Raw genomic sequence first — 17,070 nt, forward strand, 5'->3', positions numbered from 1 at the left:
CAAAGTCTTCTAGTTCACTGATTTTAACCAAATAAATGTGTTTAGCTGTCATTGAAAAACACACACTCTACCTGATAAAATGCTAGAAGCAACCAATTATTTTTTCAAGGAAGCCATGTTATGCAAGATAATCTACCAATCATTACAAAAGAAGAGTTACTTGAAAAAGCTAATGATATCATAAAGAAACATGATGACTATATTCATGGCATGTTTGTCAACGCTGTTGAGCAACATCGGGGTACTTTTGTGTTTAAAGGGGAATTTTTTCTAGATGAAAATAATATTCCCACATTAAAAAGTACGGCTGCTTTTAATATGTACAAACACCTAGCTCATGTTCTATCTGAACAATACCAACTAAGTAATAACAATTAGTTAACTATTAAGCTATTTAATAAAAATTACCGGCGATTAAGGCCGGTAATTAATTTTAGGACTAAAATGATTTATTTACGAGGTTACAGTTAAAATTATAATAATGGCTTTTGGCCTCGTTGCCACCAGCGGAGTAACAATTTATCAACACTATTTGCCGCACTCCCCATAAATTTATCCATCATTTTTTTGTTTAATACATAACGAATACTCACCACTTCTTTGGTGTCTATAGCGTTAATAATGACATCATCACTCACACCAATTTTATCAACCAAGCCCTTATCTATGGCTTGTGAACCATACCAATACTCACCAGTAGCCACAGATGCTATGTCTAAGGTAGGTCGATTTTGATGTACAAACTGCTTAAATAATTCATGAGTTGAATTTAAGTCTTCCACAAATTTCTTACGCCCCTGCTCCGTATTTTCACCAAGCATGGTTAGCGTTCGTTTATATTCACCTGCAGTGTGCAACTCAACATCTACATCGTGTTTTTTGAGTAAACGGTGAATATTAGGTATTTGTGCAACAACACCAATTGACCCAATGATAGAAAATGGTGCAGCAATAATTTTGTCAGCAATACAGGCCATCATATAGCCACCACTTGCAGCAACCTTATCAACAGCAATGGTCAGTGAAATATTTTTTTCTTTTAGCCTTAATAATTGCGAGGCAGCTAAACCATAACCATGCACCATCCCACCAGGGCTTTCTAACCTTAACAAAACTTCATCTTGCTGGTCAGCAACGGCAAGGATTGCACTGATTTCTTCTCGTAAAGAAGAAACTTCTCTCGCATCCATACTACCTTTAAAGTCTAAGACATATAAACACGGTTTTTTAACGCCTGTTTGCCCCAGTTTTGCCCCAGTTTTCTCACTTTTTGATTTAACTTTCTGCTGTTTTTTAAATGCTTTCAGCCAGACCTTATGTTCTGATTCATTCATTTTTACTTGCTGCATTTGGCGCTGGCGTTCACGATAGCTTTCACCTAAATCAGTGATTTTTAATGCCCCTTTTGTACCTTGACGGCGCATACCAACACCAAACACAAAAACAGCTAGCAAAACAACAGCCACAAGGATTGTTATGACTTTTGCTAAAAATAACCCATACAAAGAGAAATACTCCACAACTTGATCCTTCTGATATTTATCTTCAATACAAAAATAATCTCACGATTGTCAGTAAACAACCAGAAAAAAACAGTCATTAACACAATATAATTAGTAGATATCTGTGTTAGATTAGCCAATAATCGTAATCAATGCGATGATAAGAATACATGTTAAACATAATGATAGGAAAGAATATGCTCCTATATCAACCTCGACAAGACCTACTGAAAGGAAAAACCATACTCGTAACTGGTGCCGGTGATGGTATTGGTCGCGAAGCCGCTCTCACTTACGCACGTTTTGGTGCATCCTTAATCCTAGTTGGTAGAACACAGCACAAATTAGAAACCGTTAGCGACGAAATCGCCGCTTTATCTGGGAAGAAATCCCCTTGCTATGTATTAGATTTACTCACTGCTACTATCGATGACTGCCATGCATTGGCTGCAAAAATTTCTGATACAAAACCCTATTTAGATGGTGTTTTACATAACGCAGGGATGCTCGGTGTGGTTGCTCCAATCACTGAGCAGCCGACTGACCTTTGGCATGATGTCATGCAAATTAATGTCAATGCTACCTTTATGTTAACCCAAGCATTACTTCCTCTGCTACTTCGCGCACCTAATGCCTCATTAGTCTTTACTAGCTCAAGTGTTGGTAAACAAGGGCGTGCTGGCTGGGGTGCTTATGCCGTATCAAAATTTGCGACTGAAGGTTTAATGCAAGTTTTAGCAGAAGAATATAAACAAAGTAATCTTCGTGTAAACTGTATTAATCCTGGAGGAACAAGAACTAGCATGCGTGCAAGTGCTTTCCCAGAAGAAAACCCTCTTAAACTGAAAACCCCTGCTGATATTATGCCTATTTATATTTATTTAATGGGTGATGATAGCCTCCGTAAAACAGGGGAAAGTTATGATGCACAACCAGGTCGTAAGGCTGGTGCAGCGGAGTAATAATTTATGTCTCAAAGCCGACACGAAGAACGTCAACAACGTTTGAAAGACAAGGTGGATGCGCGCATTGAAGCGGCGCAAATTGAACGTGGAATATTAATTATTTTCACAGGGAACGGTAAAGGTAAAACGACCGCTGCTTTTGGTACTGTTTGCCGCGCAATTGGGCATGGTAAAAAAGCGGGTGTCATACAATTTATCAAAGGTAGTTGGGATAATGGCGAACGCGAGCTATTAGAACCACAAGGCGTACCTTTTTACGTGATGTCCACTGGGTTTACATGGGAAACCCAAAATAAAGAAACAGACACCCTTGCCTGCCTTGAGACATGGCAACATGCCAAACAATTACTCAGTGACCCACAATACGATTTGGTGGTTCTAGACGAGCTAACTTATATGGTGAGCTACCACTACCTTGATCTAAATGAAGTCACCCAAGCACTACAAAGCCGCCCAGAAAACCAGTCAGTTATTATCACTGGCAGGGCTTGTCATCGCTTTTTGTTAGAATTGGCTGATACAGTAACTGAAATGCGGCCTATCAAACATGCGTTTGATGCAGGGATTAAAGCACAAAAAGGAATTGACTGGTAATTTGTAATATTTAAATGGTCATAGTCCAATCATTTTTTGGGCTATGCCCCCTGCAATCTAGCCACCCCTTATTGACCCCCATAATAAGAGTGCAAAATAATAATAAACTTATAAAGTTTTTCATTTATTGTTAACTTGCATTGTTGTTTTCCCTAAAATAATTACATTTCAGACTTATCATTAAATAATAATGTTTTATAGCATAAGTTAAGAATATAAAAATTATTAATGCAGCCGACTTAATTTAACCTATCAATTCCAATTGATTAAGTATAATTGCCTGAGTAAAAATACCATGCATTACAGAAATAGAGTAATTATAACAAATTGAAAATTAAGAGTTTTGGTTGAAGTTAATAGATCATCATCTATATTTATGCGGTTTTAGTTATTTATTGAAAAACAATAAACAATATATTCACGTTAATATTATTAATTTTATTAAAATCAATATACCTGCATAATTAAACAGCCAGAAAGGATTGTTAGTTTAATTAAAACTTACCTATTTTAAGGGATATATATGCAGAATATTTTAAACCATAATTTCAATATTCCCACATTGAAATTTAAGCCACTCTTTTTATGCGTTTCCATGGTTGTCGGTTCAACAACAGTAGCCCAAGCTGAGATTGTCTCAACGAATGGTGCAGGTATATTAAATCAAGGTAATGGCCCTACCGTTGTTTATATTAATAAACCAAGCCAAGGCGGGGTCTCTCATAATGTGTATAGTAAATTTGATGTTGACCAAAAAGGCGTTATTTTAAATAACAATGGAGGAAACTCTAATACCATTCTTGGTGGCAAAATCGGTAGTAATGGTAATGTTGCTGGTGGTAATAGAGCTAAAGTGATTTTAAATGAAGTAAATTCTAATACAGCAACCACCCTAAACGGAATGATTGAAGTAGCCGGAGGGAAAGCACAAGTTATCGTTGCAAACGCTTCAGGTATCACCTGTAATAACTGTGGTTTTATCAATACCAATCACGCGACTCTGACGACAGGCAAAGTCAACTTAGCCAGTGATGGTTCTATTGCTAACTATAATGTACAACAAGGTAAAATCGCAATTAACGGCAGTTTTAACGCTAATTCTCCAACGGATATCATTGCTCGTTCCGTAGCGATTAATGGTATTGTTGATGCCCAGCGTCTCAACGTTGTTGCAGGTAATAATCAAGTCAATGCCTCTGGTGAAGTTATTGGTTCAACGACGGCTATTGGTACTAAACCTAGCGTCGGCATCGATATTTCCGCTATGGGTGGCATGTATGCAAATAAAATCTCATTGATTGCCACTGAAAGCGGAGTGGGTGTTGCTAATGCGGGGGATATTGGTACCCATAATGGTGCTATCACGATTGATAGCGCAGGTAGCGTCAATAATACTAACGCAAGGGTCAATGCCGCTAAAGATTTAAACATTAAAGCAACAGCTGTAACGAATAACGGCCATCTGGTTGGTAATAAAAACGTCAATATCACCGTTGCAGGTACGGGTACCATCAATAATGATCAGGGCGAAATCACATCTTACAACAATGATATTAATTTAACGACATTGGGGCGATTAAGCAATAATGGAGGAGCAATCACCGCATTACAAAATATAAATTCAACGTCTGATACTTTGATTAACGATAATGGCTCATTCAATACCTCAAAAGGTGATATGAATATCCATTCCATGAATATTATCTATAATCGAGATAATCAAGGTAACCCTAATGACCCATCTAAAGGGTTCAATTCTGCTCGTGATATCAATATCAGTGCAGTGCGTGTTGTAAATCAAAACTCCAATATCACTGCAGGTAGAGATGCCGTTATCAATTCACAATCATCAATTGAAAACTTAGCGGATAGCAAAATCATCGCCCAACGCCGTGCGGAGATCAGTACCATGTCTTTGACTCAAGCTAACTCCGAGATAAAGACAGTTAATGGTCGTATGGATATTGATGCATCTGTATCATTAAGCAATGATGCATCATCAAAAATAGACAGTGGTCGGTTAATGAATATCAATGCTAACCAGATCAATAACTCTGGCGCTATTGTTTCAAATAATGGTCAAATGGTTATTAATTCGAATATATTAAATAATCGCTCAGGTTATATTAAAGGAAATAATCTAACCATTAAGGTATTTAATATTGATAACCAGGCTGGATTAATCCATACAGAAAACAATTTAAACATCGAAACCAGTCATCTGAATAATAACAATAGTGCTGACTTTAAACAGGCTAATGCTAAGTTTGGCTTGGTGGATCAGAACGGTGGTCTGCAAACCAATAATGGTACTGTAAAAATTCAAGGGGATACTCTCTACAATATTAATGGTTCTATTGCTGCAAATGTGAATAATATTTCGGCTTCACGTAATGATGTTGATGTTAAGCTTAAATCAACACTTAACAATAATTATGGGAAGATCTTAGGCGCTAATAACCAAAAACTTGATGTGGGTTCATTAGAAAATTACTCAGGAAGCATTGATGCAGGTAGAAACCTGACAATTGATTCAAAAAATCGAGTCAACAATCAATATGGTACTTTGAGTTCTTCAAATACAACTAAGGTCACAAGCCCTATCGTTACTAATAGCACAACAGGTACCATCACAGGTAATCGAGTCGTTATCGATTCTATTGTAACCAACTAATTTACTTAAGTTATAAGAAAGGAGACGATAAACGTCTCCTTTTTCATTAATTGTCGTTCAGAATTAATATTCTGAGTTAATCACCACTTCCTCACCAAAACGCCCTGCTTTCGGCAATGGCTGATAAGAGGAATTTGCCGCTCTTAAAATACGGATACCACGAATACCTAATTCATGAGCTGCTGCAATATCTGCATCTGCATCACCATAATAAATAGTCAGCTTATGGTCATGCATCCAGCTTACTTTATTATTTTGACCAGGTTCATCACCTGCAAAAATAACTTTCTGCATTTTATCTTCAGGAATAGCTAAACCTTCTTGAACATATTGAGTGACGGTTTCAGTTTTTGTTTTAGTACGGCCAGTAATGAAATAAACAGTATCTCCACGGTCTAAGTGCATTTTGACTAAGTCAATACCCACCTGTTTTGGCATACTAAACTTATCCCATTCATTGTTCATTTTTTCCCAAAACTGTTGGTTTTTTAGATAGCTAAAATCATTTGGTGAAAACTCTAATTTACCACGATAAAAACCAGGGCTCGAAAATAACACTGTATCATCAATATCAAAACCAACCGCCATTGGGGCTTTGCCTTCTAAGCTTTGTTTGATTTGCTCAATGGAAACCCAATGAATAGGCTGCTGTTGCGCTAATTCAACGACTGTCACACCAGGGCTGACTGTTTCTGGCATTGGTATTTTTGCCTGAGAAGTTGCAGTAAAACTTAATGCCAAAGCAACCGCGCTCAGAGTTAGTGTTATTTTTTTCATTTCTTATCCTTATTCAAGGTTTATCCGCTTAAAAACCATTCTTTATTCATCTGGATAAACTGTCTAGCTAACGTGTAAGTAAAATGTTTAACTGCTTATTTTTCTATTACTATCAATAAATAATGCAGAAATTATGTGAGGGACATCTCACATGAGAGGTAATACTAAGTTTTTTAGTTACATTAAAATGAGACACATATCTCATAAATGTTATCTATTCTTGATGGGTTTAATAATAATGTGAGCTAGACCATTAATTTAATAATTGATGGTCTTATGACGAAGTTAGTTCAATAAGTGATAAAACTTAATATTTCTTTAAAGTAGTGCTAACTGTAACCTTCTACACACTTAACAAAATTATTTTTGCAAATAAAAAAGCGCATCGGTATCCCTTAGCGCTTTTCTTTAATAATGAAATAATGATTATTACGAAATTAGATACGTGTACGACGCTTCGCTGTCGGCCTTGATGATTGACGCTTAGCTGCAGGGCGTGCTGTAACTTGTGTATGGCGTTTCACCGCACGACGAATTTGGTTCGCTTTAATTCGGCGTTGGTCTCGTTCAACAGCAACCTTACTTTCTGTTTCAGGTGCTAGTTCAACCAATTCGCGAAGATAATTGGTTTGTTGTAAACCAAGCTCTGTCCACCCGCCACGAGGAAGCCCTTTTGGTAAATCAATGTCGCCATAACGAACACGGATCAAACGGCTAACTTGAACACCGACTGATTCCCAAAGACGTCGAACTTCACGGTTACGCCCTTCTGTTAACGTCACGTTATACCATTGGTTCATCCCTTCACCACCGCGATATGAAACCGTTTTAAAAGAAGCAGGACCATCTTCTAATTGCACGCCAGTGGTTAATTGGCGAATTTTAGCATCGTTAATTTCACCAAAAACACGTACCGCGTACTCACGTTCAACTTCACGGCTTGGGTGCATTAACCGATTCGCTAATTCACCATCTGTCGTAAATAATAATAATCCACTCGTATTGACGTCCAAACGGCCAACGGCAATCCATCTAGCCCCTGTTAACTTCGGTAAACGATTAAAAACAGTAGGACGGCCTTCAGGATCATGGCGAGTACATAATTCACCTTCTGGCTTATAATACGCCATAACACGGCAAATCTCTTTCTCAGGCTCTTTAATCGCTAATAAACGGCCATCTAAACGGATTTTTGTTGCTGCTGTAACTTCTACTCGATCACCTAATGTTGCAATTTTACCATCAACACTAATACGACCTGCCTGCAGGAACGTTTCGATTTCACGACGGGAACCATGCCCAGAACGGGCAAGGATTTTTTGTAATTTTTCAGTTTTTTGCGGTTTAGCGCTCATGTAACCCTCTACTGTCGCCTTCACAGGCGTCAAATGACTTTTGGGAGTGATATGTTTACCCTCTCCAAAAAGTATTGAATTTGTAAACCCGCGTATTATACACAGGTTTATCTTGAAGCCCTATTACTTATCAGAATATCGCACTTTCAATATATTTTCATATAATTAGCTATATAAACACAGTGTTTTATTAGCTAAACATTACTCAAAAGGCGATGGGTCTCCAGTACCGACCCGAGCAACTACTGGCGTGTCATCCGTAAAATCAATGACTGTTGTTGGTTTTTGCCCGATGTAACCACCGTGGATCACTAAATCGACCTGTTTATCCAATAAATCCCTAATTTCCTCAGGATCAGATTGAGTAAAATCATCACCAGGCATGATTAAACTGGTCGACATTAACGGCTCTCCCACCGCTTCAAGTAGATCCCTTGCAATAGGATTAGAAGGCACTCGTAAACCAATTGTTTTACGTTTTTCATTCATTAAACGGCGCGGGACTTCTTTGGTTGCACGTAAAATAAACGTATAATTACCGGGTGTATTATTTTTAATTAAACGAAATACCGTATTATCAACATGGGCATAATTGGATAATTCAGAAAGGTCACGGCACATTAGTGTGAAATTATGATTGGTATCGAGTTGGCGGATACGGCAAATGCGTTGCAATGCATCTTTTTCTTCTAAACGACAACCTATTGCATAACCTGAGTCTGTCGGATAAACAACAACACCACCTTTATTTAGGATTTCAACGCTTTGGCTAATTAACCGCGTCTGAGGGTTGTCCGGATGGATATAAAAAAACTGGCTCATACATACCTCTACTTTTCGTAGTATCGACAGCATCACCCGGCAAAATACCTATAAATGGTACTATCTATTTATTCAATTAAATGATTTATGTGAAATAAATCATTATCCATACTGGTTATTTTACACCGCATTGTTAATACATCAAAGTATTAGGTGTTTTTTACTCAGCCCACTGCGCCCAAACGGCCTGTTCATCATCAGGTAACCATAAATTGCGCCCCAGTTCTATCCAAGAACATGGTCGATGAAAATCGGAACCAACTGAGGTTCGTAGCTCAGCAACTTTTGCAAGCTCAGCTAAATACTGCTTTTCATTTGGAGGTTGTTGGCAATGGGAAACTTCCATAGCATCACCATTACATTGCTTAAAATAAGCAATAAGGCGTTTCAACCACTTATTTGATAGTTGATATTTAGATGGGTGCGCTAAAACAGCGACCCCACCTGCGGCGTGAATGGCTTCGATAGATTCGTGAATAGAGCACCACTTTGCAGGAACATACCCTGTTTTGCCTTTTGATAAATAACGTTTAAATACATTGTTAATCGTTTTTTCTTTACCAATTTTAACAATATATTGTGCAAAATGCGCACGAGTCACTTGCCCACCGGCAGAAATATTTCGTGCATTTTCCCATGCATCGTCAATGCCAGCTTTTTGCAAACGACGCCCCATCTCTATTCCACGTTCTAATCGACGAGCTGATTGTTCTTCCAGCAATTTAATCATTGCGGGGTGCTCCGTAGAAAAGTTTAGCCCCACAATATGTATTTCTATATTTTCCCAAAGAGTGGATATTTCTACGCCGTTGATAAGTTCAATTGGCCTATCATTTTCAGCCAAATAACGTCTCGCTTGCAATACACCATCGCAAGTATCATGGTCTGTGATAGCCAAAATATTTACGCCCATGGTTATCGCACGTTCAATTAACGCTTCAGGGGTTAGCTCCCCATCCGAAGCAATCGTATGACTATGTAAATCATAACGAGTCAATAATGACGTTGCTGCTTGCGGCATGGTGGTATCTTCTCCAATTTCCATTAACAACTATTTTCCTAATAAATTAACAAAGTGCTTGACACTAAAGACATGATCCAGTTAACTAGTACGCAAGATGGCTTGGCGCCAATAATTAATCAGTTTATCCAGTGAGGCATATCATGACTTTATTTAACCTAACAAATCGTTGGTGGCGTGACTTCCCAAATTGGGCGGAAGCCGCACGCGCATAGTTATTGTATGTCTCAGTGCCGAACCCGCCTTTCTACGGCGGGTTTTTTAATGTCTAAAATTAGCGTAAGGCAACAAAATGAACAAACAAAACACCACATTAGCACATTTTAAGTATCTGGATAGCCCAATTAACTATCAGCCAGACCCAACATTATTATTTAATCACCTGTGTCAGCAGGTTCCATCCACGATGTTATTAGAATCTGCCGAGGTTAATAACAAAGCGAATTTACAAAGTTTGCTGATTGTTAATAGTGCGCTACGTATACGCGCATTTGCTCAACGTGTTGAAATAGAAGCTTTAACACCTAATGGCCAATCCCTATTACCAAAGCTATTAGCTGAGCTTAATGGACGAATAGCTCATCACGACCTTAGTGACAATCTATTAACGGTATCATTTAACCAACCGAAACAAGATCTGGATGAAGATAATCGCCTTAAAGCCCCTTCTAGCTTGGATGTTTTAAGAGCGCTACCGACAATTGCTCAAACTTATTCGACTAAACCTGAAACACTATTTGTTGGTGGTCTGTTCGCATACGATTTAGTTGCAGGATTTGAAGATTTACCTGAGGTTAAGAGCGTTAATCAATGCCCCGACTATTGTTTTTTTGTCGCCGAACATTATTTAGTGATCGACCATCAAAATCAGGCTGCACGGATCAAAAGCTGTATTTTTTCTGATAATCAACAGAATATAGAAACCGTAAAACAAAGACATGAACAAATTATCGTTTCATGCCGCCCTTTTTTACCTGAGCTTCCCCTTGAGTCGGCGCCCAATTTTACCGTGACAGTAAATAAAAGCGACCAAGAGTATGGTGCAATCGTTACGTCTTTAAAAGAAGCTATTTACCGTGGTGATATTTTCCAGGTTGTCCCCTCACGTAAATTTACCATGCCTTGTGCACACCCATTGATTTCATATCAAAAACTGAAGTTGCAAAACCCAAGCCCATATATGTTTTACATGCAAGATCAAGATTTCACCCTATTTGGTGCTTCACCAGAAAGCGCACTGAAATATGCCACCCAAACCCGCAAAGTGGAAATTTACCCAATCGCTGGAACGCGTCCTCGTGGGCGTAATGCGCAGGGAGATTTAGACCTCGATTTAGATAGCCGTATTGAACTCTCAATGCGCTCAGATGAAAAAGAATTAGCAGAGCACATCATGCTAGTAGACCTTGCTCGTAACGATTTAGCGCGTATTTGTGAAGCTGGCAGCCGTTATGTAGCTAATTTAACTAAAGTTGACCGCTATTCCTTTGTTATGCATTTGGTTTCTCACGTTGTAGGAACATTACGCCAAGACTTAGATATTTTTCATGCTTATCAAGCTTGTATGAATATGGGCACCCTTACTGGGGCACCAAAAGTAAAAGCCATGCAGTTAATTGCCCAAAATGAACAGGAACGACGCGGCTCATACGGCGGTGCCGTTGGTTATTTCCAAGGAAATGGTGATTTTGATACTTGCATTGTTATTCGCTCCGCCTATGTCGAAAATGGAATTGCAACGGTACAAGCTGGCGGAGGCGTTGTATTGGATTCTTCACCACAAGCTGAAGCAGATGAAACCCGTAATAAAGCACGAGCGGTGATCCGCGCAATTGCCCAAGCACACCAAGTAAAGGAGTTATTTTAATGGCGAATATTTTACTGCTCGATAATGTAGATTCCTTTACTTATAACTTGGTAGACCAGCTACGCTCTGGCGGGCATCAAGTGGTTATTTACCGTAATACCGTCAGCGCATCGCATATTCTGTCAGTATTAAACAATATGGATTCCCCTATTTTAGTTCTGTCTCCTGGGCCTGGGAAACCAAGCGAGGCGGGCTCAATGCCTGAAGTCTTACAGCAGGTAAAAGGCAAAATTCCAGTTATTGGTATTTGTTTAGGACACCAAGCTATTGTTGAAGCTTATGGTGGGACTGTTTCTGCTGCTGGTGAAATATTACATGGTAAATCCTCTATCGCAACTCACGATGAACTCGCCATGTTTGCTAATCTTGAAAACCCAATTTCTGTAGCCCGTTACCATTCATTAGTTGGTAGCCAAATCCCTAGCAGCCTGACAATTTGTGCGCAATCAAATGGCATGGTTATGGCAGTCCGCAATGATAGTGACCGAGTCTGTGGGTTCCAATTCCACCCTGAATCTATTTTAACAACCACAGGCAAACAGTTGTTAGAAAATACCGTGGCATGGGCTCTTTCTACACCCAATGAAAATACCACCACTCATTCGCACTAACGGGATACTAAAGAGCCAATTATGCAAAATATTTATGACAAATTATTTAAAGCACAACCACTGACTCAACAAGAAAGCCAGTTTTTATTTAACGCTATTATCCAAGGTGAGTTAACTGAGCCCCAATTAGCTGCGGTGTTGATCAGTATGAAAATGCGTGGTGAGCAGCCTCAAGAAATTGCAGGTGCTGCACTGGCTTGCTTAGAAAATGCACAGCCATTCCCTCGCCCTAATTATACATTCAGTGATATTGTTGGTACTGGTGGTGATGGGGCTAATAGTATCAATATTTCGACGGCCAGTGCCTTTGTCGCCGCAGAATGCGGTATTAAAGTCGCTAAGCATGGTAATCGTAGCGTATCAAGCCGCTCCGGTTCTTCTGACCTACTCGCCGCATTTGGTATTGCTCTTGATCTAAGTGCTCAAAGTGCGCGCGATGCACTAGATGAGCTTGGCGTCTGTTTTTTGTTTGCACCACAATATCACAGCGGTTTTCGCCATGCGGCCCCGGTACGTACACAACTTAAAACACGCACTTTATTTAATGTACTCGGTCCGTTGATTAACCCAGCTCGCCCACCAATCGCACTTATTGGCGTCTATCAAGAAACACTAGTCAAACCTGTTGCTGAAACATTACAGATGCTTGGTTTTACACGCGCAGCTGTGGTACACAGTGGAGGGATGGATGAAGTATCACTACACGCGCCCACACAAGTGGCTGAATTAAAAGATGGTGCTTTACACTATTATCAGTTAACCGCTGAAGATTTTGGCTTAACGCCCTATGCGTTAACTGATTTAGAAGGGGGAACCCCAGATGAGAACCGCGTATTGCTAAGCAACTTGCTTCAGGGGCACGGTAAAGCTGCTCATGAAGCCGCTGTTGCGGCTAATGTCGCGATGTTAATGCGCATTAATGGCCATGAAAATCTAAAACAAAATAGTGAACATGCACTCGCAATTATCCGTAGCGGTAAAGCATTTGACCGCGTCACTGCACTAGCGGCAAGGAACCAATAACATGAAAGCAACCGTATTACAAAAAATTGTTGATGATAAAGCCAGCTACCTCATTGAACGTAAAGCGAAACAACCTTTAAGTGCCTTTATCGATGAGGTTCAGCCTAGTCAACGTAGCTTCTATAATGCGCTCAGTGCAAAACGCCCTGTTTTTATCTTGGAGTGCAAAAAAGCGTCTCCATCTAAAGGCCTAATCAGAGAAGATTTTGACCCAGAAGTGATCGCCAAAACCTATGCACCTTATGCATCTGCCATTTCCGTACTTACTGATGAAAAATATTTTCAAGGTAATATGGATTACCTGACTATTGTTAGTCAGGCAGTAAAGCAACCTGTATTATGTAAAGACTTTATCATTGATTCATATCAAATTTATCTTGCTAGATATTACCAAGCAGACGCTATCTTATTGATGTTATCAGTCCTAAGTGATGATGAATATATCGCTTTAGCTCAAGTTGCTCATCAACTCAATATGGGCGTGTTAACAGAAGTCAGTAATGAAGAAGAATTAGAAAGAGCGATTGCTTTAAAATCTAAAGTCGTGGGTATCAATAACCGTGATTTACGTGACCTTTCCATTGATTTAAACCGGACACGTGAGCTTGCCCCTCGATTAGCGCAAGGCACAATTATTATCAGCGAATCAGGCATTCATCAACACCAACATATTCAATCGCTTAACCAATTTGCTAATGGTTTTTTAATTGGCAGTGCGTTGATGGAACAAACTGATCTTGATAAAGCGCTACAACGTTTATTAGTTGGTGAACATAAAGTTTGTGGTTTGACTCGTGAACAAGACGCAAAAGCAGTATTAGATGCGGGTGCTTGCTTTGGGGGGTTAATTTTTGCTGAAGGTTCCCCACGTAAAGTGACACTGTCACAAGCACAAAACATTATTCATGCTGCCCCCTTAAAATACGTTGGGGTTTTTCGCAATCAGTCAGCTGATTTTGTTGCTCATATTGCTCAGCGCCTTGCGTTATCCGCGGTTCAATTACATGGACAAGAAAATCAAGAGTACATAGCAACGCTGAGAAACCTGCTCCCCAATTATTGTGAAATCTGGAAAGCAGTCGATATGTCACAAGTGGATTTGTCTCACTATGACACCCAAGGTGTCGATGTTTTGTTGCTAGATAATGGCCATGGCGGTACAGGGAAAACTTTCGACTGGAGCACCATCCCACAATCTGTTAATCAACGTTTTATGATCGCAGGCGGGCTAAATGCCCAAAATTGCCTTGAAGCGTCGAAATTACTTTGTAATGGACTTGATTTTAATTCAGGGGTGGAAATTGAGCCCGGAATTAAAAGTGAACAAAAAATAAACTTAGTGCTATCAACTTTATTCGCGGAATCAACACATAGCTAACCACTAGATAACGATAGCCTTATTAGTAATAAACAATATTTAGACCCAATTTAATTGACGAGATGGATAACAAACAATGAGCAAATTAGATCCGTATTTCGGCGAGTTTGGTGGACAATATGTCCCAGAAATTCTTATTCCCGCTTTAAACCAATTAGAAGATGCTTTTATTGAAGCGCAAAATGATGCTAGTTTTTTGCAAGAGTTTCACGACCTTCTTAAAAACTACGCAGGTCGCCCTACGGCCCTGACACTTTGTCAAAACTTAACCGCTGGTACAAAGACCAAATTATACTTAAAGCGTGAGGACTTATTACATGGTGGTGCCCACAAAACCAACCAAGTATTAGGCCAAGCTTTACTCGCCAAACGAATGGGCAAAACTGAAATTATTGCGGAAACAGGCGCAGGACAGCACGGCGTGGCAACTGCTTTAGCTTGCGCATTATTAAATATGAAATGCCGTATTTATATGGGGGCTAAAGACGTTGAACGCCAATCGCCTAACGTATTTCGTATGAAATTAATGGGAGCTGAAGTTATCCCTGTGTACAGTGGTTCCGCCACACTCAAAGATGCATGTAATGAAGCATTGAGGGACTGGTCTGGTAGCTATGATAATGCCCATTATCTATTAGGGACAGCAGCAGGGCCTCACCCTTACCCAACCATTGTACGTGAATTTCAACGCATGATAGGCGACGAAGCAAAACAACAAGTTCTTGAAAAAGAAGGTCGTTTACCTGATGCCGTTATTGCCTGTATTGGTGGTGGCTCCAATGCGATTGGTTTATTTGCCTCATTTATACCAGAAGAAAACGTCAAATTAATTGGTGTGGAACCCGCAGGGTTGGGAATTGAATCAGGCCAACACGGGGCACCATTAAAACACGGTCGTGTAGGTATATATTTTGGTATGAAGTCCCCAATGATGCAAACCAACGAAGGGCAGATTGAAGAGTCCTACTCCATTTCTGCGGGGTTAGACTTTCCTTCTGTTGGCCCTCAACACGCACACTTAAATAGTATTGGTCGAGCAGAGTATGTTTCCATTACCGATGATGAAGCACTTAATGCCTTCAAGTTATTATCTCGTAAAGAAGGTATTATTCCTGCATTAGAATCATCGCATGCACTCGCTTATGCATTAAAAATGGCAGAGCAACAACCAAATAAAGAACAATTACTCATCGTAAATTTATCAGGCCGTGGAGATAAGGACATTTTTACAGTGCATGATATTCTGGCCAGCAAAGGAGAAATTTAATGGAACGTTATACCCAACTTTTTGAGCGTTTAAGCCATAACAATCAAGGTGCATTTGTTCCATTTGTTACATTAGGCGACCCTGATGCTGAGTTATCGTTAAAAATTATCGATGCATTAATTTCAGGTGGTGCAGATGCTTTGGAAATAGGCATTCCTTTTTCTGATCCTCTCGCTGATGGCCCTACGATCCAAAATGCCAATTTACGCGCATTTAAAAGCGAAATTACTCCGACTATCTGTTTTGAGTTATTGGGCCGTATAAGGGAAAAGCACCCTACTATACCAATCGGCTTATTGGTATATGCGAATTTGGTGTTTACTAATGGGATTGAAAACTTTTATATCCGTTGTGCGAAAGCAGGTGTTGATTCCGTATTAGTTGCAGATGTTCCAATGAATGAGTCAAAAGCTTTCCGTGAAGCAGCTTTAGCACACAATATCGCCCCAATTTTTATTTGCCCGCCAAATGGTGATGATGCATTGTTACAACAAATTGGGCAGTATAGCCGTGGATACACTTATTTATTATCTCGTGCAGGGGTAACAGGTACAGAGAAGCGTGCGGAAATGCCGTTAACTCACTTGATTGATAAATTAAATCAGTATCAAGCAGCACCCGCATTACAAGGATTTGGTATTTCAGAACCGGAACAAGTTAGAGAAGCAATTAAAAATGGTGCAGCTGGCGCTATTTCTGGCTCAGCGATAGTAAAAATCATTGAAGATAACTTAAATAAACCTGATGTTCTGCTAAAAACATTAACAGAATTTGTATTTAAAATGAAATCGGCAACACAGAAATAACTTTAACTATCTTTTAAGAGACCGTTATTTTTAATAACGGTCTCTTATTTAAAAATGAAAATTAACTTTAATGATACTTATAGTGTATATCTATTATTTATAACCTTTCCAATTAAAATATATTTTTCTAAAGTTAGGCGTGATTAGATTAAATATTAGCCTTTTTTTAGTACGCATAAATAACTTTCACCAATCAATTAGTTATAGAAAATTAAAGCTAGGTGTTATTACCTTGGTGTATTTACTTAATAATCTATAGCAGAGTAAACGTTATTTGTTGTTTTTATTTGTTATTATATTTTATTTATTATAAAAGACTTCGCTTTCTTTGATTATGGAATTTAAATCTCCCACCCCCTAAACAACCAGACTTAAGTACAATTAAATTTTAATAAAAACCAATATAAC

General features: G+C 39.1%; 15 protein-coding genes and 1 other annotated feature. Of the genes, 10 read left to right on the forward strand and 5 right to left on the reverse strand.

Annotated features, from left to right (window positions below; all coding sequences use genetic code 11):
* The first annotated feature begins 120 nt into the window (after positions 1-120).
* Complete coding sequence (locus P3L56_RS10725; protein ID WP_042843671.1) at positions 121-378, forward strand: DUF2498 family protein; 258 nt, start codon at positions 121-123, stop codon at positions 376-378.
* Between the two features lie 95 nt (positions 379-473).
* Here the strand turns inward: P3L56_RS10725 and sohB are convergent, their stop codons facing one another.
* Entirely contained in the window at positions 474-1,520 is a 1,047-nt protein-coding gene (gene sohB / locus P3L56_RS10730) for a protease SohB (RefSeq protein WP_042843670.1), read from the reverse strand.
* Between the two features lie 179 nt (positions 1,521-1,699).
* On the opposite strand from sohB, the gene P3L56_RS10735 reads away from it, so the two are divergent.
* From P3L56_RS10735 to P3L56_RS10745, 3 genes are all read left to right on the forward strand, one after another.
* The gene (locus P3L56_RS10735) at positions 1,700-2,464 is read left to right on the forward strand and encodes a YciK family oxidoreductase (RefSeq protein ID WP_042843669.1); all 765 of its coding nucleotides are present in this window, start codon (positions 1,700-1,702) and stop codon (positions 2,462-2,464) included.
* Between the two features lie 6 nt (positions 2,465-2,470).
* Positions 2,471-3,061 carry a cob(I)yrinic acid a,c-diamide adenosyltransferase gene (cobO, locus tag P3L56_RS10740; RefSeq protein WP_042843668.1) on the forward strand — a complete coding sequence of 197 codons (591 nt, stop codon included), beginning with the start codon at positions 2,471-2,473 and terminating at the stop codon, positions 3,059-3,061.
* 523 nt (positions 3,062-3,584) lie between these two features.
* Complete coding sequence (locus tag P3L56_RS10745) at positions 3,585-5,735, forward strand: filamentous hemagglutinin N-terminal domain-containing protein (RefSeq protein WP_198860651.1); 2,151 nt, start codon at positions 3,585-3,587, stop codon at positions 5,733-5,735.
* A gap of 63 nt (positions 5,736-5,798) precedes the next feature.
* Here P3L56_RS10745 and aphA read toward each other — a convergent pair whose 3' ends face one another.
* The 4 genes from aphA to rnm form a co-directional block, all read right to left on the reverse strand.
* The gene (gene aphA, locus P3L56_RS10750; protein ID WP_042843666.1) at positions 5,799-6,512 is read right to left on the reverse strand and encodes an acid phosphatase AphA; all 714 of its coding nucleotides are present in this window, start codon (positions 6,510-6,512) and stop codon (positions 5,799-5,801) included.
* A gap of 437 nt (positions 6,513-6,949) precedes the next feature.
* Positions 6,950-7,867: a 23S rRNA pseudouridine(2605) synthase RluB gene (gene rluB, locus P3L56_RS10755; protein WP_042843665.1), complete on the reverse strand. Its 918-nt coding sequence runs from the start codon at positions 7,865-7,867 to the stop codon at positions 6,950-6,952.
* A 201-nt stretch (positions 7,868-8,068) separates the two neighbouring features.
* On the reverse strand, positions 8,069-8,689 hold the full coding sequence (locus tag P3L56_RS10760) for an L-threonylcarbamoyladenylate synthase (RefSeq protein ID WP_042843664.1): 621 nt from the start codon (positions 8,687-8,689) through the stop codon (positions 8,069-8,071).
* 160 nt (positions 8,690-8,849) lie between these two features.
* The gene (rnm, locus tag P3L56_RS10765) at positions 8,850-9,710 is read right to left on the reverse strand and encodes an RNase RNM (RefSeq protein WP_166685097.1); all 861 of its coding nucleotides are present in this window, start codon (positions 9,708-9,710) and stop codon (positions 8,850-8,852) included.
* Positions 9,711-9,874: 164 nt separating this feature from the next.
* Positions 9,875-9,976 (forward strand) — a sequence feature (Trp leader region).
* Positions 9,977-10,002: 26 nt separating this feature from the next.
* Here rnm and P3L56_RS10770 point away from each other — a divergent pair.
* The 6 genes from P3L56_RS10770 (at position 10,003) to trpA (ending at position 16,662) form a co-directional block, all read left to right on the forward strand.
* The gene (locus tag P3L56_RS10770) at positions 10,003-11,577 is read left to right on the forward strand and encodes an anthranilate synthase component 1 (RefSeq protein ID WP_048607262.1); all 1,575 of its coding nucleotides are present in this window, start codon (positions 10,003-10,005) and stop codon (positions 11,575-11,577) included.
* The gene (locus P3L56_RS10775) at positions 11,577-12,188 is read left to right on the forward strand and encodes a glutamine amidotransferase-related protein (protein ID WP_129465954.1); all 612 of its coding nucleotides are present in this window, start codon (positions 11,577-11,579) and stop codon (positions 12,186-12,188) included. The genes P3L56_RS10770 and P3L56_RS10775 overlap by 1 nt, the downstream gene beginning before the upstream one ends.
* A 21-nt stretch (positions 12,189-12,209) precedes the next feature.
* The gene (gene trpD / locus P3L56_RS10780) at positions 12,210-13,211 is read left to right on the forward strand and encodes an anthranilate phosphoribosyltransferase (RefSeq protein ID WP_042843661.1); all 1,002 of its coding nucleotides are present in this window, start codon (positions 12,210-12,212) and stop codon (positions 13,209-13,211) included.
* A 1-nt stretch (position 13,212) separates the two neighbouring features.
* Positions 13,213-14,589, forward strand: a complete 1,377-nt coding sequence (trpCF, locus tag P3L56_RS10785; protein ID WP_166685042.1) for a bifunctional indole-3-glycerol-phosphate synthase TrpC/phosphoribosylanthranilate isomerase TrpF — start codon at positions 13,213-13,215, stop codon at positions 14,587-14,589.
* 76 nt (positions 14,590-14,665) lie between these two features.
* Complete coding sequence (gene trpB, locus P3L56_RS10790; RefSeq protein ID WP_042843659.1) at positions 14,666-15,856, forward strand: tryptophan synthase subunit beta; 1,191 nt, start codon at positions 14,666-14,668, stop codon at positions 15,854-15,856.
* Positions 15,856-16,662, forward strand: coding sequence for a tryptophan synthase subunit alpha (trpA, locus tag P3L56_RS10795; RefSeq protein ID WP_198860652.1), 807 nt, complete (start codon positions 15,856-15,858; stop codon positions 16,660-16,662). Before trpB ends, trpA begins: the two co-directional genes overlap by 1 nt.
* Positions 16,663-17,070: the final 408 nt, after the last annotated feature.

This window comes from Providencia sp. PROV024 (assembly GCF_032709665.1).
In the GTDB taxonomy this organism is placed as follows: Bacteria; Pseudomonadota; Gammaproteobacteria; order Enterobacterales; family Enterobacteriaceae; genus Providencia; species Providencia huashanensis.